17 protein-coding genes are annotated in these 21281 nt (G+C 53.5%); 13 read left to right on the top strand and 4 right to left on the bottom strand.

Annotated elements, in window-relative coordinates:
• Nucleotides 1-90: 90 nt before the first annotated feature.
• The 8 genes from IAE55_RS11190 (at nt 91) to IAE55_RS11155 (ending at nt 12629) form a co-directional block, all read left to right on the top strand.
• Nucleotides 91-1977 (top strand): class I mannose-6-phosphate isomerase, encoded by a 1887-nt coding sequence (locus tag IAE55_RS11190; protein ID WP_200632148.1) that lies wholly within the window; start codon nt 91-93, stop codon nt 1975-1977.
• A gap of 41 nt (nt 1978-2018) precedes the next feature.
• Nucleotides 2019-2939, top strand: a complete 921-nt coding sequence (locus IAE55_RS11185) for an ROK family protein (RefSeq protein WP_200632147.1) — start codon at nt 2019-2021, stop codon at nt 2937-2939.
• Nucleotides 2940-3011: 72 nt separating this feature from the next.
• Nucleotides 3012-5525, top strand: coding sequence for a glycoside hydrolase family 38 C-terminal domain-containing protein (locus IAE55_RS11180; protein WP_200632146.1), 2514 nt, complete (start codon nt 3012-3014; stop codon nt 5523-5525).
• A gap of 577 nt (nt 5526-6102) precedes the next feature.
• Entirely contained in the window at nt 6103-7425 is a 1323-nt protein-coding gene (locus IAE55_RS11175; RefSeq protein ID WP_076169141.1) for an ABC transporter substrate-binding protein, read from the top strand.
• A 115-nt stretch (nt 7426-7540) separates the two neighbouring features.
• Nucleotides 7541-8434 (top strand): carbohydrate ABC transporter permease, encoded by an 894-nt coding sequence (locus IAE55_RS11170; protein WP_145159611.1) that lies wholly within the window; start codon nt 7541-7543, stop codon nt 8432-8434.
• Nucleotides 8434-9267 (top strand): carbohydrate ABC transporter permease, encoded by an 834-nt coding sequence (locus IAE55_RS11165; RefSeq protein WP_076169145.1) that lies wholly within the window; start codon nt 8434-8436, stop codon nt 9265-9267. Before IAE55_RS11170 ends, IAE55_RS11165 begins: the two co-directional genes overlap by 1 nt.
• 29 nt (nt 9268-9296) lie before the next feature.
• Nucleotides 9297-11105 carry a cache domain-containing sensor histidine kinase gene (locus tag IAE55_RS11160; RefSeq protein ID WP_200632145.1) on the top strand — a complete coding sequence of 603 codons (1809 nt, stop codon included), beginning with the start codon at nt 9297-9299 and terminating at the stop codon, nt 11103-11105.
• Nucleotides 11106-11135: 30 nt separating this feature from the next.
• A complete protein-coding gene (locus IAE55_RS11155) occupies nt 11136-12629 on the top strand; it encodes a response regulator transcription factor (protein ID WP_200632144.1) in 1494 nt (497 codons plus the stop codon).
• A gap of 65 nt (nt 12630-12694) precedes the next feature.
• Here the strand turns inward: IAE55_RS11155 and IAE55_RS11150 are convergent, their stop codons facing one another.
• A complete protein-coding gene (locus IAE55_RS11150; RefSeq protein ID WP_200632143.1) occupies nt 12695-13528 on the bottom strand; it encodes an SDR family oxidoreductase in 834 nt (277 codons plus the stop codon).
• A gap of 233 nt (nt 13529-13761) precedes the next feature.
• On the opposite strand from IAE55_RS11150, the gene IAE55_RS11145 reads away from it, so the two are divergent.
• Both IAE55_RS11145 and IAE55_RS11140 read left to right on the top strand, forming a co-directional pair.
• Nucleotides 13762-14547 (top strand): glucose-1-dehydrogenase, encoded by a 786-nt coding sequence (locus tag IAE55_RS11145; RefSeq protein WP_145024710.1) that lies wholly within the window; start codon nt 13762-13764, stop codon nt 14545-14547.
• A gap of 45 nt (nt 14548-14592) precedes the next feature.
• The gene (locus tag IAE55_RS11140) at nt 14593-16278 is read left to right on the top strand and encodes a glycoside hydrolase family 13 protein (protein ID WP_200632141.1); all 1686 of its coding nucleotides are present in this window, start codon (nt 14593-14595) and stop codon (nt 16276-16278) included.
• Between the two features lie 102 nt (nt 16279-16380).
• On the opposite strand, the gene IAE55_RS11135 is transcribed toward IAE55_RS11140, so the two are convergent.
• A complete protein-coding gene (locus IAE55_RS11135) occupies nt 16381-17262 on the bottom strand; it encodes a sigma-70 family RNA polymerase sigma factor (protein ID WP_200632139.1) in 882 nt (293 codons plus the stop codon).
• A 200-nt stretch (nt 17263-17462) separates the two neighbouring features.
• On the opposite strand from IAE55_RS11135, the gene IAE55_RS11130 reads away from it, so the two are divergent.
• Nucleotides 17463-17888 (top strand): VOC family protein, encoded by a 426-nt coding sequence (locus IAE55_RS11130; protein WP_200632138.1) that lies wholly within the window; start codon nt 17463-17465, stop codon nt 17886-17888.
• A gap of 163 nt (nt 17889-18051) precedes the next feature.
• Here the strand turns inward: IAE55_RS11130 and IAE55_RS11125 are convergent, their stop codons facing one another.
• Nucleotides 18052-18624 (bottom strand): CBO0543 family protein, encoded by a 573-nt coding sequence (locus IAE55_RS11125; protein ID WP_200632137.1) that lies wholly within the window; start codon nt 18622-18624, stop codon nt 18052-18054.
• Nucleotides 18625-18811: 187 nt separating this feature from the next.
• Here IAE55_RS11125 and IAE55_RS11120 point away from each other — a divergent pair, with 187 nt between their 5' ends.
• Nucleotides 18812-19597 (top strand): hypothetical protein, encoded by a 786-nt coding sequence (locus IAE55_RS11120; protein WP_200632136.1) that lies wholly within the window; start codon nt 18812-18814, stop codon nt 19595-19597.
• Nucleotides 19597-20094: a hypothetical protein gene (locus tag IAE55_RS11115; protein WP_234489438.1), complete on the top strand. Its 498-nt coding sequence runs from the start codon at nt 19597-19599 to the stop codon at nt 20092-20094. Before IAE55_RS11120 ends, IAE55_RS11115 begins: the two co-directional genes overlap by 1 nt.
• Here the strand turns inward: IAE55_RS11115 and IAE55_RS11110 are convergent.
• On the bottom strand, nt 20089-21018 hold the full coding sequence (locus tag IAE55_RS11110; RefSeq protein ID WP_200632135.1) for a phosphotransferase family protein: 930 nt from the start codon (nt 21016-21018) through the stop codon (nt 20089-20091). The two genes, IAE55_RS11115 and IAE55_RS11110, sit on opposite strands and share 6 nt — an antisense overlap.
• Nucleotides 21019-21281: the final 263 nt, after the last annotated feature.

Genomic DNA, 21281 nt, shown 5'->3' with positions numbered 1-21281 from the left:
GTACAAAAGCTGTTCTGGATCGTTTAAAGACGCTTCCTCTCCCTCGTCTTACAATGTTACACATAACGACAGACAAGAGGGAGGAACACCATGACTGCATCAGTACCCCCATCCTTTAATCCGTTACCCGTCAATTCCATTCCCGTTCACAGCCTCGAGGAACCTTCTCTTATTCTGGACGGCTTCTCCAAAGATTACGATTCCTTAATAGCCCGGCTGACCGCCATGTACAAAAATCACGGCGGCGAGGCTTTCGTCGTCGCGATCGATGCGGCGAACGGAGCCCAGTACGGCCGCTGGGCGAACCGTCTCCGCACTTACTGCGAGGAAGAAGACATTCCCTGGATCGGAATCGATACTGCCCGTTATATGAAGAAACCGGAGGATCTTCAGCGGCAGTTTCATCCCTATCTGACCGATAACCGCGCGTTTGGCAAAATCGCCGCCGACGTCTCGGAAGACGGCTATTTTCAGGAAGGAGCCCGGAAAAAGTGGCTCCAGGACGTTCAGCAGAAGCTGAGAATCTGCAGCGAAGCGGTCAAAGCCGGCGAAACCCCGATTCCGATGGTCGTGACCGCCGGTCCCGGGGCGCTCTTCCTCTGCCCCTCTCCGGATGTTTCCGTTTACTGCGACCTGTCCAGAGAGTACCAGCAGAAGCTCCACCGGATGGGCATGGGCAGTCTCGGCCTAGGCGAAAGCGCCGATCCCGTCGAGACATACAAACAGGCCCTGTTCCTGGAATGGCCCGTATGGGAGAACTATCGGAATCGGCATCTGTATGATTACGATGTGTACATCGATATGAATCAGCCGGAATCGCCGGCCTGGGCTACCCTCCCGGCGCTCAGGGAGCTGCTGGCCGCCGCCGCCCGCCGCCCGTTACGGGTCAAGCCGTTCTTCGCGCCGGGCATATGGGGCGGACAGTATCTGAAGGAGCTGTGCGGATTGCCTGAAGATTGGCGCAACTGCGCCTGGGCATTCGAGCCGATCGCCCCCGAGAATACGCTGTTGATCGAAGCAAACGGCAGCGTCATCGAAGTACCGTTTCCGCTCCTGCTTACCTCACACCCGGAGGAAATCATGGGAGGGCGGAATGTGGAGCTGTTCGGGGATTATTTTCCGATCCGCTTCGATTACCTGGATACGATCGACGGCGACAACCTGTCGCTGCAGGTCCATCCGCAGCAGGCATACATCGAGCGGACGTTCAACGAAACGATGACGCAGCAGGAATCCTATTACATTATGGAGCAAAAGCCGGGGTCCTCCCCCATCGTTGCCTTGGGCTTCCAGGAGGGAATTGGCGGCAGCGACCTGCTTCAAGCGGTGGATCAGGCCCATGAGACACGGCAGCCGCTCGACATCGGGCAGTATGTCAACGTATGGGAATCCCGCAAAGGGGATCTTTTTCTGATCCCGCCGGGCGCCGTCCATTTTTCCGGCAGGGACAACCTCGTGCTCGAAATATCGTCCACCACCTGGTGGTTTACCTTTAAAATTTACGATCACCTCCGCCTTGACCAGGACGGCCTGCCCCGTCCGATCAACCGGGACCATGCGGAGCAGAACATGATCGACGATTTCGACACCGCGTATGTCCGGGAGCATCTGATCGCACAGCCGAAGATCAGCCGCGTGCAGGGAAACAGCACCGAGGAGCTGCTCGGCGAGCGGGACGACCTGCTGTTCCAGGTCAAGCGGCTGCGTCTGGACGGACCGTGGGAGGATCATACCGAAGGCGGTTTTGTCATGTACAACCTGGTCGAGGGGCAGCGCGTCCGTTTGATTCCGGAACGCGACGAGGAAGCCGCCGTGGAATGGGGGTATGCAGAAGCCTACATCGTTCCCGCCTCGATCGGCGGCTACCGGCTCGAGCCGGTTGGTCCCGGGCCCTGCACCTTGATCCGCGCCCAGGTTTCGCCGGGCTGGAATACGCCGCTCCTTCCGCACCAATGGAAGCCCGGTGGGCGGGTATGATCGGCCACCCCGGCCAAACGCCGGCTGGGACGGTCGTCACATTGGCCATCGATGCCGGCGGAACCTTCATGAAAGGCGGCGTGCTGAAGAACGGGATCCTTCTGCCCGAGCCATATCTGGAGCAGCCTTCACGCTCGGAAGCGGATGCCGAAAGCTTCATTGCCCATTTCGCCAGCCTGATCATCCGGCTTGCCGGAGCATACATGAAGGGAAGCGGCACCCCGGAGCACGATGTGACGTTTCGCATCGGGACGGCCTTTCCGGGCCCCTTCGATTATGAACGCGGCATCAGCCGCATCCGGGGGCTTGGCAAATATGAGCAGCTGTACGGCGTGCCCGTAGGTGAGCTGCTCAAGAAGGAGCTTCGCCGCCGCGCCGGGCTGCCGGGCAGCGACCCATGGATGCGGACGCTCGCGGATGCGGACATCACCTTCGGCAACGATGCCGTCCTGTTCGGCATGGGCGCGGCCAAGCGCTACCCCGGCGAGCGGCTGCTCTGCCTGACCTTGGGCACCGGTCTCGGCTCGGTCTTCATGGACCGGGGCCGGACGGTCAGCGGCTCGGACGGCGTGCCCGAGAGCGGCATGCTGTATGCCGAGACGTTCGAGGGCGCGCCGGTCGACGGCCAGTTCGGCAGGCGCGGCGTGCTGGCGCTGGCGGACGCGCTCCAGGCCCGGCGGCAAGGCGATGATGTCATCGACCTTGCCGCCGCGGCCGCCCGGGGCGAGTCCGCCGCCCTCCTGGTCTGGCGCACCTACGGCGAGCGGCTCGGACGGATGCTGCGCCCGTATGCCGCCAGCTTTAGGCCGGACCGGCTGATCCTGGGCGGCCAGATCGCCAAAAGCCTGCCGCTCTTCGGCCCTTCCCTTACGGACGCGCTGCTGCCGGTACGGCTGCCCGTGCTGTATGAAGACGATCTGCTGCGGCTGGTATTTTACGGAGCCGACATGCTTTTTGACTAATACGGATCCTTTTTCCCTTAAACGGCTTTCGCTGGAAGGCCAATACAACTCTCCCCTTAAGGAGGATACACGATGACACTAGAACAACAGTTAAAACAGGCCGACGCACCGCTGCCCACCCGCAAGTGGACGATTTACGCTATTCACCATTCCCACACCGATCTCGGCTATACGGATCGTCAAGAGAAGATCGAGCAGTACCATGTCGATTTCATCCGCCAGGCGCTGCGCATCGCCAATGCCGCTCATGCAGGCGCCAAACCCGAGTGGAAGGGCTTCCGCTGGACCTGCGAAACGTTCTGGGCGGTGGAACAGTTTCTGAAGGCGGCCTCACCTGAGGAGCAAAAGTCGTTTGCCGAAGCCGTCCTCCGCGGCGACCTCGAGCTGTCCGGGACCTATCTGAACATGACGGAGCTTCCGGACGAACAGCTGCTCAGCAGCCTTCACAGCAAAGCCCAAGCCTACGCCGCCTCGATTGGCAGCCGCGTGGACAGCGCCATGACCGCGGATATCAATGGATACGGCTGGGGGTATGCCGACAGCCTGCTGAACCATGATATCGAGCATTTGTTCAGCTGCATCCATACGCATCACGGCATGTACGCCCTTGGCCGCAAGCAGGCTCCTTTCTGGTGGGAAACGCGCGACGGCCGCCGCCTTCTCGTCTGGAACGGGGAGCATTATATGATCGGCAACGAGCTGGGACTGTGCCCCGGAGCGCTCGGTAAATACATGATCCGCGACGAGTTTAATCACCAGCTGGTGGAACCGGAAGCGATCCATGACGGCATCGCCACGGTCCGCATCCGCCGTTACTTGGCGCAGCTGGAAGCCGAGCAGTACCCGTATACGTTCGTGCCCGTAATGCTCTCGGGACTTGGCACCGACAACGGCGCGCCGAACAGCCGGATCATCGAATGGATCCAGACCTGGAACGAGCAGCATGGCGACCTAATTACGATCGAAATGACCAGCCTGAGCGGCTTTTTTGCCCGCCTGAAGCAGGAAAATCTGGCCGAACTGCCTGTCCATCGGGGAGATTGGCCGGATTGGTGGACGGACGGCGTCAGCTCTACACCGATGCATACCCAGGTCTTCCGGGATGCCCAGCGGACGCTCCGCAAGGCGGTCAAGCTGAACGCTGAAGCAAGCGTATTGAGCCGGGCCGAGATCGATGAGACAGAGGAAGCGCTGGCGCTGTATGCCGAGCATACGTGGGGCTACCATTCCTCCATTTATGAACCGTGGCATAAAAACGTCCAGCTGCTGGAGGTCCGCAAGCTGGCGCATGCCGCAGAAGCAAGCCGCCTGGCATACCGCGCCTTGGACAAGGTGCTGCTGCAGCAGGGCAGCGCCACGCTGTACCCGGATCGGCCGTACCGGTTCCGGGTCAGCAATCTGGCCAGGCGCGAAGTGACGGAGCTCGTCACGCTCCAGCTGGACGGCTGGGAGCCCGGCGCCCTGCGCGAAGGTGTCGAAGTCGTGCGGGAGGACACCGGCGAAGTGCTGCCGCAGCAGTCCGTCCATCCACACACCATCGTCACCGAGCTCAAGCTGCAGGCGCAGGAAACCTGCTTCCTGCTTCTGCGCCCGTTGGCTCAGGGACGGCAGCAGGGCACGACGACGACCAACACCCGCCTGATCGGAGCAGACCAGGTGTACGACATGGACGACATGTTCCAGGGGGCTTCCGGCTCTGCCGGCCATCCGCCGATCCGCATGACCCGGAACGGCCTGGAATCCCCGTTCGTCCGTCTGTCCTGGTCCGACAGCGGTATCCATTCCTGGTTCAACAAGGAACTGGACACCGAAATGCTGCGCAGCGGCAATCCGTACGGGGCGTTCACCCCGATCTATGAAGTCACCCGGCCGGCGGATGAGACGGATGCCTCCCAGGTATGGAGCACCCGGGCCCGGATGGGCCGCAACCGCAAGGGACTCCACGCCGAGCGCTCCGCCGGGCGTATTACATCGGTGCGCACCGTGGAGAACGGACCGCTTTATGCAACGGTAGAAATCACGTACCAGTTGAACGGCTTGTCCTACTTCGCCTTGTTCCTGCGGGTCCATGCCAACCGGAACCGGGTCGACGTGTCGGCGCGCTTCCATAAAGACAGCGTCTGGAGCCCGGAGAACGTCTACCTCTCGCTTCCTTTTACAAGCGGGGACACCTTGAGGGATACGCTCTATGCGGATAAACCGGGTGGCTTGGTGCGTCCGTGGAAGGACCAGATTCCGGGCACCTGCCTCGATTATGCCTGTGTCCAGGAAGGCATTGCCTGGCAGGATGACCGAAGCTCGCTGCTCCTGGCTTCGCCGGATACGCCGCTTATGCAATGGGGCCCGCTGGAGTACGGCACAAGACGCCTCCACACCCAGCAAGCGGAGGACGAGAAGCCGGAGTCGTACGCCTGGCTGATGACCAACTATTGGGAGACCAATTTTAAAGCGACGCTCGGCGGCTTTTACGAATTTCAATACCATGTCAGCTCGGAGCCGGCGCTGCCGGAGGATGAGCTTGCGGCAACCCTCCGGGCGCTGCACGAACCGTTTGTCGTATGCCGCATGCGTCCGGAAGGCGTATAAACGGCCAACAAGGTGCAATATTTGAAGGACTTTGAAGGACGTCCATCGACATACTTTCATCGAAGACAGACGCATATAGCGAAAGTTTTTCTTTCTATATAAGAAAGATTAGTCTCCGAAGCTTATACATTCTTATATCTACAAAAAGGAGCTGTCCCTCATGGGACGGCTCCTTTCTTGTTTGTTCTTCTGCTGGTGCCAAAACGTATACACCGATCCGACGGGACTGCGGCGAACCAGCGCTGCAACTTCGCCCTTCCTCTTCGCTCTTTAAGTCTGCACCATTCCCTTCTTCCCTTTCTCTACGCACTTTAGCTCGTCACGAACAATCCCCTTTCTCCCCCGCACTTTATACAGCAAAATAATGCTATTCCCCGCCAACTCTCTTTAGCAGTATTTTCTTCTTTCTCCTTCAATCTTTAATTTGTTATTATTTTGTTATATTAATAACGCTAATTTTTATTGTGATTAGTATAATAGAAGACAATAAATAACAAATGAGTACATTTAAAAAACGCATTTAAAAAGCTATAATAGCAATGCAAACGCTAACATATTCGAAATGGGGAGAGTAGAAATGAAAAAGAAATCTGTTACGTTGTTAGGATTTGTTATGATCCTGATGCTTTCCATGTCCCTGTCCGCCTGCGGATCAAGCGGCGGCAGTGATGATTCGGCCAGCAGCGGAGGAGGCACGGATACCACCGGCACTTCGTCCGGCGGATCTACCGGAAGCGGAACCGAGCTGTCGGGCAAAATCACCTTTTTGACCAACCGCACCGACATGATCGGCAAAGAGTATGACGATTATGTAAAGCGCTTTAACGAGAAATACCCGAATATCAAAGTGGAATTCGAGGGTTCGCAAACCGATTATAACCAGCAGGCCAAGGTGAGAATGGCCGGTGATGAGCTTCCGGACGTGATGTTTATCCCGACGATTCCGAACTCCGACCTGCCGAAGTATTTTGCTCCGCTTGACGATCTCGGTCTGGATGACAAGATTACGTTTAAAGACTTCAGATCTTATGAAGGCAAAGTATACGGGATCACAACTGGCAACTCCACATCCGGTATCGTGTACAACAAAAAGGCGTTCGCCGATGCAGGTATTACGGAAATTCCTAAAACTTGGGACGAGTTCCTGGCAGCTTGTGAAAAGCTGAAGCAAAAAGGCATCGTTCCGCTGGCTTCCAACTTCAAGGATAAGTGGCCGCTGAACAACTGGGTGTATGACCTGCCGCGGCTGATCGAGAACAATGCGGACTTCCCGAACGCGAAGCTGAATACGGACACGCCGTTCACGATGGACAACGGTTACGGCAAGGCGTTCAGCCTGATCCGTGAACTGAATGAAAAAGGCTACCTGGAGAAGGACATCAACTCCACCAACTGGGAGCAGTCCAAGAAGGATGTGGCCTCCGGCAAGTTCGCCATGTACTTCCTTGGCAACTGGGTCATCAATCAAGTCGTCGGAGCAGGAACGACTTCGGACAACGTCGGCTTCTTCCCGCTGCCGTATGACAACTCCGGCACGCTGCGCGCCGCCCTTAGCCCTGACTTCTTCTATGCAGTATCCAAAAACAGCAAAAACGTTGATGCTGCCAAAGCTTTCGTAAAATGGATGATCGAAGATTCCGGTTACGAAGATTTCGCCGGATTCATCCCGCCACTGAAAGACAAAGAGTCCAAGCTGGCCCAGCTGAAAGAATTTCAGGCTACCGGCGTGGAGCTTCAGGAAGGCACACCGGACGACGCGACGGTTACCGACATCCTCAATAAAGCCCAGATCGATTTGCCTGCCATGGTTCAGGAATTCGTCCTTGCCAAGGATCCGCAAAGCGTCCTGGATAAATGGAACAAGGCGTGGGCCAAAGCCAAGAAAGACCTCGGCAAATAACGCCTGCTTACAGAAATAGCCCGGCAAAGTGGATTATCCGCCTTAGGAGGTAATCCGCTTTGCTGTCGGCTTGCATCCAAGAAACGCCTATAAGTTTGCAGAAAGAAGGTATAGCATGTTCGGAACGCTCTCGTACCGCAAACAGAAGACGATCATTATCGTCTCTTTTTTACTGATTCCTTTAATTCTATTAGCCACTTTCACCTACTACCCGGCGATCAAGCTGATCTATTACAGCTTTACGAACTGGGACGGCTACAGCCCGGAGAAGCCTTGGGTCGGCCTGAACAATTACCGGGAAGTGTTCTCCAATTCGGATATTTTCAAAGTGTTTGAGCACAACTTCGCTTATTTTGCGATGGGAATCGTCCAGAATATCATCGCCATTTACTTTGCTGTCGTCCTGAACAGCCGGCTGCGCGGCCGGAACGTGTTCCGGATTCTGCTGTTTCTGCCTTATATCATGAACGGCGTGGCGGTCGCTTTTATGTTCGGATACGTGTTTGACACGACCAACGGCTCGCTGAACCTGTTTCTCTCCAGCCTTGGACTGAAGCATCTTGGCGAAACGAGCTGGCTTGGCACGGAAGGGCTTGTCAACTATGCGCTGGCCTCTACCGGACTGTGGCGCTTCATGGGCTACAACATGGTCATTTACATCGCTTCCCTGCAGGCCATTCCGAAGGATATTTACGAAGCGGCGAAAATCGACGGTGCCGGCTCTTTGCAGACCCTGTGGAAAATCACGCTGCCGAACATGAAGCCGGTCATTCAGCTGAACCTGTTCCTGACCGTGACGGGCGCGCTCGAAGTGTTCGACCTTCCGTTTGTGCTGACCAAAGGCGGACCAGCGGGAGCGAGCCAGACCTACGTGCAGCGCGTCGTGGAAACGGCCTTCGCCTACAACAACTATGGATTGGCCTCGGCGATGAGCGTCATCTTGTTGTTCTTTGTGGTCATCGTACTGGCCGTTCAGCAGCTTGTGCTCAGCAGAGGAGGAAATAAATAATGCATTCATCCAAATTCCGGATCCAGGACCTGATTAAATACTTGACCCTGCTCATCGGGGTATTCGTCGTCCTGTTCCCTCCCTATGTCGTCATCATCAACGCATTCAAATCGAGGGATGAATTTAACAGCAGCAGCTCGATGTCACTGCCCCATAACTTTTTGAATTTCGAAAATTTCAAGGTCGTGTTCGAGCGCGGCGGCCTGCTCAGCGGGTTCGGCAACATTCTGATCATTATCGTCGTCTCGCTCGCGCTGAACATTTTGTTCGGCACGATGGTCGCCTATGTCCTGGGCCGGTTCGATTTCAAACTGAAACCGATCGTGTTCGGGGCGTATCTTGTCGCTACCATCATCCCGAGCATCACGACACAGGTTGCCACATTCGGCATTATCAAAAGCCTAGGGCTGTACAACACGATGGGTGCCCCGATCGTCCTGTACATCGGAGCCGACGTTATCCAGATCATTCTATACCTGCAGTTCATCCGCAACATCCCTTATGACCTGGATGAAAACGCCATGGTGGAAGGCGCATCCCTGTTCAAAATTTACCGTTCGATCATTTTCCCGCTGCTGACACCGGCCACGGCAACGCTCATTATTCTGAAAACGATCAGCATTTATAACGATATGTACATTCCCTATTTATACATGCCAAAGCAGAGCCTCGGCGTCGTCACCACTGTATTGATGCGGTTCCAAGGCGTCAACACGGCCGATTGGAACCTCATCTGCGCCGCGATTCTGGTCATCCTTTTGCCTACGGTCATATTGTACTTTTTCCTGCAGCGTTATATCTTTGAAGGAGTAACCAGCGGAGCGGTTAAATAAGACAAGCATCAGGGAGTGGACTATCGGTTATGAGTACCGCAATCGGCCGCATCATACGCAGGGGATGGCTCTTTCTGGCCAATCTGTCATTGGAGAAAAAGCTGATTCTCGTATTTGTCTTTCTGTTATCGCTGCCCATCACTTATGTCAGCTACCTGTCGGCAAGGTCCACGTTCAATTCCGTGCTTCAGAACGCCACCAACAACGCGGGACAGATGGCCGACAACGCCTCCGATACGATCGACCGGTACGTGGACGACCTGAAGCGCTACACGGCGCTTCCCCTGTATAACAAGGATGTGCAGTACTATCTCGGACAGGAACACACCGACTGGTACAAGAACGAGAGCATGGGCATGTTTCTCAGCTATCTGAGCCATACCAAAAAAGACGTCGTTGCCGTCTACCTCGTTGACCGGTACGACAATATTTTTTATGACAAGAACGGGAACATCAACGATCTGTCGGCCGAAAATCAGCTTCCCGGCTGGAAGAAGCTCTTAAGCGAGGCGGGCGGAGCCCGTCCGATCCTGGAAGGCCGCCACCCGATCACGGTCAACGGCAGCAGTACGATGGATGTCATCAGCGTGCTGCGGACCATTAACTCGGCCAGCTCGCTCCAATATCTCGGCATCATCGTCTTGGATATCGATATCCGCCTGTTTCAAGGCATCGTCGAGCCAATGGATCGGGTGACCCAGGGCAGCTCGCTCATTATGAATGAGCAAGGACAGCTGGTGTACGCCAGCGGTGATGCGAATTCGGTTCAGGATCGGCTGACCGCACTGATGGCGGCGGCCAAGGGTCAGAAGGAAGGCCATTTTGAATCGACGATACACGGAACCCGTTACCTGACCGTCTACTACACGTCGGATCAGACCGGATGGACGACGTCCGTCACGATTCCGCTGTCCAAAATTTTGTACAAGGTCCAGCAGAACAGCCGGGCGCTGATGGTTACGACCTTAATCCTGCTGGCGATCGCCCTGTTCGTCGCAACCTTCTTCTCCCACGCCTTGACCAAACCGCTGAAATCCATGGTTCGGCTGATGCGCAAAGTTCAGCACGGCAACCTCGACGTCTGGATATCGCCAAAATATAATGATGAGATCGGCATGCTGGGCAGCCATTTCAACCGGATGATTCTGCGGGTCAAGGACCTGCTCACCGAAATCAAGTTGACGGAAAAACGCAAGCAGACCGCCGATATGAGGGCGCTGCAGAGCCAGATCAACCCTCATTTTATTTACAATACGCTCGAGTCCATCCGCATGCTGGCCGAGAGCAACGACGATCCGCGCGTCGCCAAGCTGACCTACCTGCTGGGAAATCAGATGAGGTATTCCATCGTCCGCAGCGGGGACCCGGTGACCATCCGGCAGGAGCTGGAGCATGTCCGCAACTATTTCGACCTGCTGGCCATCCGCTTCCCGGACAAATTCCGGCTCATCATGGATGTGCCTGAGCCCTACCTCGGCCTGTCGGTGCTCAAGCTGGTGTTCCAGCCGATTGTGGAAAATTCGGTCTTTCATGGGCTGGAGCGCAAGCCCGGACTCGGCACCATCACCATCACCGCTTTGCGCGAACAGGACCACGTCGTCTTCGTGATTGGCGATGATGGAGTCGGCATGGATGCGGATACCGTCCAGCAGCTGAACCGCAGCCTGAAGCACGGCGACTCGGGCGGTGCATTCGGCATCGGGCTGCATAATGTGGCCGAGCGGGTACGACTGCATTACGGCGGCTCCTGCGGTCTTGAAGTGGAGAGTGAGCCCGGGCACGGAACCCGGGTCATTGTGCGCATTAAGGAAGAACTCCCCGACGAAGACCAAGAGTAAACATCATTACAGCAAAGGCGGGAGAGAAATATGCTTCGAATTGTGATTGTGGACGATGAAGTTCTGATTCGCGAAGGCCTGTCGCGCATGATCGAAAAGGAAAGCGGCCTCTTCCGTGTAGTCGGGCAGTTTCCGGACGGCAAGGATGTACTGGAGAGCCTTCCCGGCCTGGAGGTCGACGTGGTCATTACCGATATCCGGATGCCGATTGTGGACGGTCTAGACCTGATCAAGCAGCTGAAGGCTGCCCGCCCGCATATCCGTTCCATCCTCATGAGCGGTTTCACCGAATTTAACTATGCCAGGGAAGCGATCCGCGCTTCCGCGGTCGACTACCTGCTCAAGCCGATCAACAAAGAGCAGCTGTTTGAGCTGTTGTACCAATTGGACGAGGAGCATCAGTCTTCGCTTGAGAAAGAAGCCTTGAGCCGCAAGCGGCTGCTTCATTCCTGTTTTCTGAGCGAGTCTCCCCTCCCCTATCTATCCGAAGATACCGGGCTGCCCCTGTCCTGTTATGCCACGTTCGTTCAGAAAGGCGGATCGCTGGAAGCCGCAGCCGGGCGGATCCAGCAGCACCCGGAGCTCGTCTGTGACTGGATCTCGGTCCAGGAGCGCATGCTCGCCTGGGTCTTTTATTTTCCGGAAGCTCCGGAGCATGAACAATTGAAGCAGATCGCCCGTCAGCTGGGCGGCGCGGAGGAACAAAGCGAAGAGGAAACGGCGGTTCATATCGGATTCAGCCGCATCCACAACGGCACTGCCGAACTCAGAGCCTCCTATGAAGAAGCCATGCAAGCCTGTGACCTGGGCCTATATTCAGAGTCGAGCCTATATTATGCCGCCGGTTATGCCGGGGAAGCTTTCGGAGATATCGTCGAAGCCGAGGATGCCGTCCGCGGCATGAACCTTGCCGAGCAGCTTCAGCTCCTCCATATTCCAGCCGTGCTGGAATGCGTCCGTCAGTGCTTTGAGCGGCTGAAAGAGCAGCGTGCAGGTACCGGGACGATCGTCCGCGTCTGCAGTCAACTGGAGGATATGGCATGCCGAGAAGTGCAGGAGTACCGGGAGATTCGGAGCAAAGAAGCCCGCGCCCGGCTGGAGACGCAGCTGCGAGCCTGCATGAGCTTCTCCAACATGGAAGATTGTTTTGTGGAGGCGTTCAGGTCGGCGCTGGAAAAAGTGTACGGACTGCGCAGCGAGATGGGCGGTAAAGCCGTAGAGATCGTCAAGCGCTGGATCGCCGAGCATTACAGCGAGCATGCCGATCTGAACACCCTGGCGGCCATGGTGTATCTGACACCGAGCTACCTCAGCAAGCTGTTCAAGCAGGAGACCGGTCTGACGCTGACCGAGTACATCACCGACGTGCGTCTGAAAAACGCCAAGCGCCTTTTGCGTACCGAGACGAACATGAAGGTGCACCAAATCGGAGCGGAGGTAGGATATGCGGATCCCGCTTACTTTAATAAGCTGTTTAAGAAAGTGGTCGGCGTCACGCCAAATGAATATAAAAAGTGGAAATAGCCGCCAATAGACAAGCGCCCTGAATCGTCAGGACGCTTGTTTGTTTTATTATGTTCATATGGAAATCAGTTAAAATCGGTTGAAAAAGCGAGATCCTTTTGCTGTTCCAATTCCGCCAGCCGCTTGGTAAGAGCTTTGTGAATCGTCGAATATGCGTCGCTGCCCAGCACGATTCTTTTAGGCGCCGGATTCTGGTCTACACTTCTGATCATCGCAGCAGCCATTTTGGCAGGGTCCCCTAGCGAGGGTGCCTTGGCTTCTTCGATAATCCGCCGCGCATGGATGGCCGGGGAGACCTCATAAGCATCTATCTTTGGTGCCAGCGTGGAGCTTTGATACCGGAAGTTCGTCCTTGCACTGCCCGGCTCCACAATAGTGACGCCTATATTAAAAGGGGCAACTTCAGCCATGACGGATTCGGCAAACCCCTCAATTCCCCATTTGCTCGCATGATACAAAGAACTTCCCGGGAAAGCCGCCTGACCGCCTACGGTCGACAGCTGGAGGATTCGCCCATAGCCTTGTTTTCGCAAGTAAGGAAGAGCCGCGCGCACCACCTGGATGGATCCGATCAGGTTCGTTTCAAGCTGATGGCGTATCTGCTCATCTGTCAATTCCTCTGCCGCGCCGAAAAGGCCGTATCCCGCGTTGTTGACCACGACGTCAATGCTGCCTAGATCATGAAAAGCGTTGTTCACAACCCGGTGTATGGCGGACGTATCGGTGACATCCAGCTTGGAAACCCATAATAGGTCGCCGTATTTTGCTTGCAAATCATTCACAGCCTCCATATTGCGGACCGTTCCCGCGACCCGTTCCCCACGTTTCAAAAGCTGCTCCGTCATTTGACGTCCAAAGCCGCTGCTAATGCCGGTGATCAGCCAAGTACGATCATTCATTATAGAATCCTCTCCCACTCTCTTAGTATGCGCCATTAGTATTTATAACTAACTGGTTAGTTATAAATTACACCTACCGAACGATATTGTCAAATGATAATGACTCATAGACTGATTCAGATATTATAATGCCGTTTCTTCCACGGAAGTTATGACCCCGTCCTGTTGAACCATGCCCGATCCGGTTAAATACTATTGTAGTCATTTTGATGGGACGACAGGAGGGAATGATTGTGTACAAGGATCTTGAAGGCAACACAGCCATTATTACCGGAGCTTCTTCCGGCATCGGACGGGCTATGGCGCTGAGGTTCGGTCGGGAAAAGATGAATGTGGTCATTAACTACCGCAGCGGCGAGCAGGAAGTGAATTCCATCATCCAGGAGATTGAACAAAGCGGCGGTCAAGCGATAGGCGTGTATGGCGATGTCACCCGTGAAGAGGATGTCAAAAAGCTGGTAGCCGCCGCGCATGAGCATTTTGGCTCGCTGGACGTCATGGTCAACAACGCGGGCATCGAAAACGAAGTCCCCTCGGAGGACTTGACGCTGGAGGACTGGCGCAAGGTACTGGACGTGAATCTGACCGGGGCTTTCCTCGGCTGCCGCGAGGCGATCGATTACATGCTGGAACACCGGATCAAGGGACGGATCATCAACGTTTCGAGCGTGCACGAGATGATTCCGTGGCCCCATTTCGTGCATTATGCCGCGAGCAAGGGCGGGATAAAAATGATGACGGAAACGCTGGCGCTGGAATTTGCGCCGAAGGGAATCCGCGTCAACAGCCTCGGTCCCGGCGCGATCGATACGCCGATCAATGCCGCCAAGTTTTCCGATCCTGCCGCCAAAGCAAGCGTTGAGGCGCTGATCCCGCTCGGGTATATCGGCAAGCCGGAGGAAATCGCCGCTGCAGCCGCCTGGCTGGCCTCCTCCGAGTCCAGTTATGTTACGGGCATTACCCTGTTTGCGGACGGCGGGATGACCAAATACCCCGCTTTTCAAGGGGGACACGGTTAACTCCCCATACAACCTGTATCATGCACGGACAGGAGGAATGCGCACATGAACGAAACCTGGTGGAAAGAAGCCGCCGTGTACGAGATTTATCCCGTCAGCTTCATGGATACCAATGGAGATGGCAAAGGCGACCTTCGCGGAATCATTTCCAAGCTGGATTATTTAAAGGATCTCGGGATCGACGTCATTTGGATCTGCCCGATTTACGAGTCTCCCGGTAAAGACAACGGATATGACATCAGCGACTATTACGCGATCAATCCTGAATTCGGCACGATGGAGGATTTCGATGATTTGCTGCAAGAAGCCCATGCCAGAGGAATGAAAATCATGATGGACCTCGTGCTGAACCATACCTCCGACCAGCATCCCTGGTTTAAGGAATCGAGATTGTCGACCGACAACCCCAAGCGAAGCTTTTATATTTGGCGCAAAGGAGTCAACGGCCTGTACCCGAACAACTGGGAGTCCTATTTCAGCGGCTCGGTGTGGGAGATGGATCCGGAGTCGGACGAATACTATATGCATCTGTATTCCAAGCATCAGCCCGATTTGAACTGGAGAAACGAAGAAATGGTACATGAATTGTACCAAATGATCCGGTGGTGGCTCGAAAAAGGCGTGGACGGCTTCCGCTTTGATGCCATCGCCCACATCGTAAAGGCGAAAGGACTGCCGGATGCCGACAATCCCCAGCATCTCCCTGTCGTGAGGGCGTACCAGCTATTTTCCAACCTGGAAAAAGTCCATTTTATGCTCAAAAAGCTGAACGAGGAAGTGCTGATGGACTACGACATCATGACAGTCGGCGAAACCTCGGGACTCGGCCCGGAGCAGGCTTTGGAGTATGTGGGAGACCAACGCCATGAGCTGAACATGGTGTTTCAGTTCGAGCATATGACGCTGGACTCCGCCTCAAACGGCACCGGTAAGTGGGAATCCCGGGCATGGACGCTGCTTGAGCTCAAAAAAATAATGAGCCGGTGGCAGACTACACTGCATAACCAGGGCTGGAATGCGAACTACCTCGGCAATCATGACCAGCCCAGAGCCGTCTCAAGGTTCGGCAATGACAAGGAGTATCGCGTCCAATCGGCCAAAATGCTGGCCACCTTCATGCTCACCCTGGAAGGGACGCCATACATTTACCAGGGCGAAGAAATCGGGATGACCAATGCAGCCTTTGACCAAATCGGCGACTACCGGGACGTGGAAACCTTGAATTACTATGAGCAGTCCCATCTTCAAGGCAAGCCGATCCACCAGACGATGCTTGCCATCCAGGCGAAGAGCCGGGATAACGCCCGCACCCCGATGCAGTGGAACGACGGGCCTCAAGCCGGCTTTACAATCGGCGAGCCTTGGATCAAGGTCAACCCCAATTATACGGATGTGAACGTGGCTTCGGCGATGAAGGACCCGGATTCCATCTATCATTACTACAAACGGATGCTCTCCCTGCGTAAGACTCATAAAGCGTTGATCTACGGAGAGTACAAGCTGCTGCTTCCATTGGATCCGGATCTCTATGTTTACACCCGTACGCTCGAGCAAGACACCGTCCTGGTCATCCTTAACTTTTTTGATGACACGCCGGTAATGGAATGGCCGAAAACGCTGCGGGGCATGTCGCGGGACCTGCTGATTAGCAATTACGATCTGCCGCCTGACGCGGAAGAAGACCGCATTCAACTGCGCCCCTATGAAGCCAGAGTATACCGGTTGACCTGACCGGGTTTTGGCAAGAAAAAAGGCACCCGCTGCAAGCCTTATGGCTGCAAACGGTGCCTTTTCCTTGCTTCAATGATCTTTTCCCTGTGTTCTTTATACCCGTTAATCGTTCAACAAGGCCAGGTCAAGCTGGCGCAGGCGCGCCAGATCGGCAATCATTTCGATTTCGGTGATTTTATCATTCTTTACCGTAAATACGAGTACGAACAGGATTCGATCAAGCGGACCTATAACGGCGCCTACGGAACCGTTCACGAGCACAGGCTGGGCACCTTGGGCACGGCCGGCGAATTGATTGGCCGCAGCTTGCGAACCGTGAACAACAACCGGCGCGTTTGCGGCCGGCGGAAACGCCGGATCGTTTCGTGTCACGACATTCGGGTCCAGGATAGAGAGAAGTTTCTCAAAATCTCCGGCGCGCGATGCAGCAAGGAATGCATCCACCAGCTCCCGTTTGCGCCTGAGCTCTTCGGCTCTTGAAGCCGATTCATCCCCCTTCACCCGTTGACGTGCACGGCTGGCAAGCTTTCTGGCTGCCGCCTCATTTCTTTCCAAGATGGAAGCAATATCCGCGAAAGACATGCCGAAAATATCGTGCAGCACGAACGCGATTCGTTCGGCGGGACTTAATGTTCCCAAGACCACAAGCATGGCATGCCCCACAGCATCGGCCATCAGCGCTTCATACTCCGGGTCGCTTCCGTCACGGAAGTGGGTAACCGGCTCTGGTGCACGATCTATCGTCAGATCCTCATGCCGTGATTTACGGGCTCGGAGCATATCCAAACAGACCCGCGAGACGATCGTCGTCATCCATCCCCCGATATTTTCCACGCTGCTCATATCCGAACGGCTAAGACGTATCCATGACTCCTGTACGGCGTCATCCGCCTCATTCCGTGATCCCAGTATTCGGTAAGCCACCGACTGAAGGTGATTCCGATGCGATTCAAACTGTTCTGCAAGCCAGTTGTGATCGTTCACGCGCCCCAACCCTTCCTTTTCCTTATTACTAATATGTCGTAAGAAATCTAACGGATGTGACCGAAATCGCAAAAAAATATATTAACTTTAACGGTCACGTTTACCTGCCGGCGAACGACATTGGTAGTGAAGGGAATCCCGCTGCCAAATAAAAGGTCCGTCGGTATCCCGATAAAAAACATGTATAGGAGATGATTGTTGTGAGCACGAGTTTAATCCCTTTTATTGAAATGAATGGTCAAGCAAATGAGGCTATCGATTTTTACGTCAAAGCGCTGGAAGCCAAGATTGTCTATGCACAACGGCTGGGCGATTTACCGGAAAATCCGGAGTCCCCGCTGCCGCCGGAGAAAAAGGACTGGATATCCTTTGCGGTCTTGGTCATCGGTGAATCGCAGCTCCAATTGTCCGACCTTGTTACCAGCAGCAGTTACCAAAAGGGCTCGCCAGTGACTATCGTCGTGCAAACCGATGACAAAGATCAGGCCACCCGATATTTTGATGCCTTGAAACAGGGCGGTCAAGTGAATACGCCGCTTGAAGCCAGCTTCTTCAGTCCCGCTTACGGCAATGTGACGGATCCATTCGGCATTACCTTCCGGATTCTTGCCAAAGGACAACAGTAATCTATGCGCACAGCTCCGCCTTTTCACCAAGGTTAAGCTAACCGGTTTCAGAAAGTGGAATCGTATAACAAACCATAAAATAACGCATCGAATCCGCCTTCGATGCGTTATTCAGTATATCGATATTGTATCCTGGAACTTAAAGCGGGCTCAATGCCTTCTTTTAGTTCGCAGGTTTTTGTTGTGATTGGTTTGCCTTGGATAGCATGAATTCCAGCGACCACTTAACAAAACAGGCTTTAGCTATATATATCGGGAACGAATAAATAGATTTCCAATGGTCCATGTCATAAATATCAATCCAGACAAAGAAGGGCTCTGCAATGAAGGCAGCCCCTAGGGCCAGTATGACATTGGCGGCAAAGAAAGACTTCCAACTTCTAAAATACTGATAAATCAACATATGGATGACAGGTAATACGGAGTAATCAATCGGGCTTAGGCGAGGAATCAGCCTGAAGACTTGATGAGGGTAAGACCATAATCCGAGTTCGCTTCCAATATCATCCAGCAGGACAATAACGATGGTTATTGCAAAACCGTAAAGTAAAATATCCTTCAGTCTTGATTTATCGGCCACTTTCCACCAAATGATCCATGGCACAATCAAAAGCACCAACAAAAACCACCATTGAATCGAGAACAGGTCATGGCGATAATAATACAGTTTTCTCATTTCAGTAAGTTTACGATCTGCATCTTTGATTTCTTCAAAGGAAGGATATCGGTCTGACAAAAGTAATGCAGCTCCTTTTTTTGCACCGTTTCATCGTCCGTTTGGATTGTCCTTAAACTTCCCCAAAGTCATCCCGCTAATTCCATGTCCTCTTTAAGCCAATCGCGTTATACCTCCCAAGGAAGAATAATCTTTCGCCAATTGACAAAAAATTCGATTAAACTGTATTTCATTGGAGCGTTGAAAAGTGAATAACTTTAGAAACAAATATAGAAACCGTTATTATCATGCCTATGTAACGACGTTCGGCACCATCCAGCTTCACCAGCGTAATCCCCTCGTCGTAGCGTTATGGTCCGTAGCGTTCCCCGGATTCGGCCACATCTTATTACACAAATTCATTTCCGGGTTCGCATTGTTTTTTTGGGAATTTTATATCAATCAAAAAACCCAGCTGAATACGGCCATTATGTATTCGTTTAACGGAGATATCGCCCAGGCAAAGGCTGTATTAAATGAAAAGTACATATATCTCTATATCCCGGTTTATTTGTTTGCCATATGGGACAGCTATCGGACCGCAGTTGACCTGAATAAAATTCACCTGTTGGCGAAAAGGGAAAATGCCAAATACCCGAATTTTTCGGTGAGCCCCTTTGAGGTCAACTATCTGGACAAGAAAAAGCCGTGGATTGCATTGATCTGGGCAATGACGATTCCAAGTCTTGGACAACTGTATATTCATCGGATCTTAGCTGCTGTTTTGACGCTTGCTATGACCGTGATGATTGTCATTCATTCCAACATGATTGAAAGCATGCACTACTTTTTGCTGGGGAACTTCCCCAAATCAAGAGAAGTGATGGGCGTTCAGTGGTTCCTTTACTTCCCCTCGATCTACTTCTTCACGATGTACGACTCTTATACCAATGCCGTAGAGCTGACGAAACTGTTTGATTGGGAACAAGCCGATTATTTGAAAGAAAACTATCAGCCGCAAAATTTTGTACTGCATAAGGGAGAAAAAGTCTAATGGGAATCCAATTTTTCTCTACATTTCAGCATTCACACTATGTCGAGCTTGCTATAAGCAAGCTTAAAGAAAACGAGGGCGTCCATATTTACGCTGTCCCCCTGGATAATCGTTCGGTGGATATGAAGTTGGTTGATACGATGCACGGTACAGACGGTACCTCGTTAGTCGATATTGGGCTTATTCTAGCCATGATGGGCGGGACCATCGGGGTATCCAGAGGATTTGTTCTCCACTGGGGTCCGGTCTTTTGGGGGATAATTGGAGCAGCTGTCGGATTTGCTGTTGGATTTGTTTACGATTTAATAAAGAACCTTGTGAAACGAAAAAGGATCAGAACGGCCAAGACTACATTGGGTGAAGTGATATTGATCGTCCAATGCAGAGCGGAGCAAGCCCCGTTTGTTGAGCAGACGCTGTGGGGGAACAGGGCACTCGGAGTTGCCAAAACACAAATGCAAACAGCCCCATCCGAGCCCGTTACAACAGACTTATGATTTGTCCAGGCCCAGAAGGAAGTTGCGAGTATATGCATAAGCGTCGGTCCATCCCATTTTGGCATAGAAGCGCAGTCCGTCCAGTCCTTTGAAATAATAAGCGCCCTTTAATCTCTCATTGAAATCGGGGATGACGATTCCTGCTTGCGCTTGATGGTCCTGATAAGTCTGTACGACGTTGTGCCCGTCCATGTGCCGGTCCAGAATAGCCAGATCCACAAGAAAGTCGCCGTAAGCGCAGTTGCAATCCAAAATTCCCGTAATCCGGCTGCCGTCAGACAAGATGTTCCACTGGTGAAAATCCCCATGTATAAAATAGCGGTGCGGCTCGTTATAGTGTGAATAAGCCGTTAACCGGCTGTAAATCTCATCGAATACCTCTTTCTCCAAACAGGAGGTATGGAATAAGGCGTACCAGTTCTCCCAGAAGCTGCCCGTTTGGTCTTCCGCATAGACGGATTCCCAATAATCCTTCCAGGTTGGGAACGCACCGTCACCACTCGCCCCGATCCAGCCGTATCCATGGGCTCCACGCAGGTCAATATGGTTCAAGCGCGTCAAAATCCGAATAAGCTCCGGAAGCCGGCGGCGCTGCTCCTCAGCCGAAAAATCCGCCAGATTGCGGCCTTCTATCTTTTCCAAAATGGAATATTCCAGATTCCCTGTTTTTCCATGTCCGATGCACCGGGGGAATGGTATGCCCTGGCTGGACAGCAGATTCGATACGTAGATTTCCGACTGGTACGCCCCCTCCAGGTCACTGAACTTGATCACGTACCCTTGACCTTCATGGATAAAGGAAAAAACGCGGCTTAAGTTCCCCCCTTGCATCGGCGTGATTTCTACCGCTCCAACACCCAGATGCTCGCTGATCATCTCCTCGACCAAAGTGATGTCCACGATTGGTTTTTCGTATTCAGTCATGCCTTCCGCCTCCCTTTCACTTCCATATCGTTCGATCGGTTTCCCGCGATTCCGGATTGAACCCATTATATCCCGGATTGTCTCATAGAAAAATGGGGCCGAACAATAAAAATATGGTTTATCATGCGGCTCTTCAATGCCCCATAGAACTCCGCCCGTACCCGTGAAAAAATATATCCCTTTTGTGTTGACCATATACTGTTTATGTAATATACTGTTTTCAAAAGTTACTGTTTATATAATAAACAATAAGGAGAGGAATT

It is taken from the genome of Paenibacillus sp. S28, from assembly GCF_016624415.1.
GTDB classification, from domain to species: Bacteria; Bacillota; Bacilli; order Paenibacillales; family Paenibacillaceae; genus Paenibacillus_AQ; species Paenibacillus_AQ favisporus.
The sequence above is the reverse complement of the archived record's forward strand: the minus strand, read 5'-3'. Positions and strand labels throughout refer to the sequence as shown.

Excerpts from the sequence above, each read along its gene's own strand:
- IAE55_RS11140 (WP_200632141.1), top strand. The coding sequence starts at position 14,593 with ATGAACGAAACCTGGTGGAAAGAAGCCGCCGTGTACGAGATTTATCCC.
- IAE55_RS11110 (WP_200632135.1), bottom strand. The coding sequence starts at position 21,018 with ATGACTGAATACGAAAAACCAATCGTGGACATCACTTTGGTCGAGGAG.
- IAE55_RS11165 (WP_076169145.1), top strand. The coding sequence starts at position 8,434 with ATGCATTCATCCAAATTCCGGATCCAGGACCTGATTAAATACTTGACC.
- IAE55_RS11155 (WP_200632144.1), top strand. The coding sequence starts at position 11,136 with ATGCTTCGAATTGTGATTGTGGACGATGAAGTTCTGATTCGCGAAGGC.
- IAE55_RS11170 (WP_145159611.1), top strand. The coding sequence starts at position 7,541 with ATGTTCGGAACGCTCTCGTACCGCAAACAGAAGACGATCATTATCGTC.
- IAE55_RS11190 (WP_200632148.1), top strand. The coding sequence starts at position 91 with ATGACTGCATCAGTACCCCCATCCTTTAATCCGTTACCCGTCAATTCC.
- IAE55_RS11115 (WP_234489438.1), top strand. The coding sequence starts at position 19,597 with ATGGGAATCCAATTTTTCTCTACATTTCAGCATTCACACTATGTCGAG.
- IAE55_RS11180 (WP_200632146.1), top strand. The coding sequence starts at position 3,012 with ATGACACTAGAACAACAGTTAAAACAGGCCGACGCACCGCTGCCCACC.
- IAE55_RS11160 (WP_200632145.1), top strand. The coding sequence starts at position 9,297 with ATGAGTACCGCAATCGGCCGCATCATACGCAGGGGATGGCTCTTTCTG.
- IAE55_RS11175 (WP_076169141.1), top strand. The coding sequence starts at position 6,103 with ATGAAAAAGAAATCTGTTACGTTGTTAGGATTTGTTATGATCCTGATG.
- IAE55_RS11150 (WP_200632143.1), bottom strand. The coding sequence starts at position 13,528 with ATGAATGATCGTACTTGGCTGATCACCGGCATTAGCAGCGGCTTTGGA.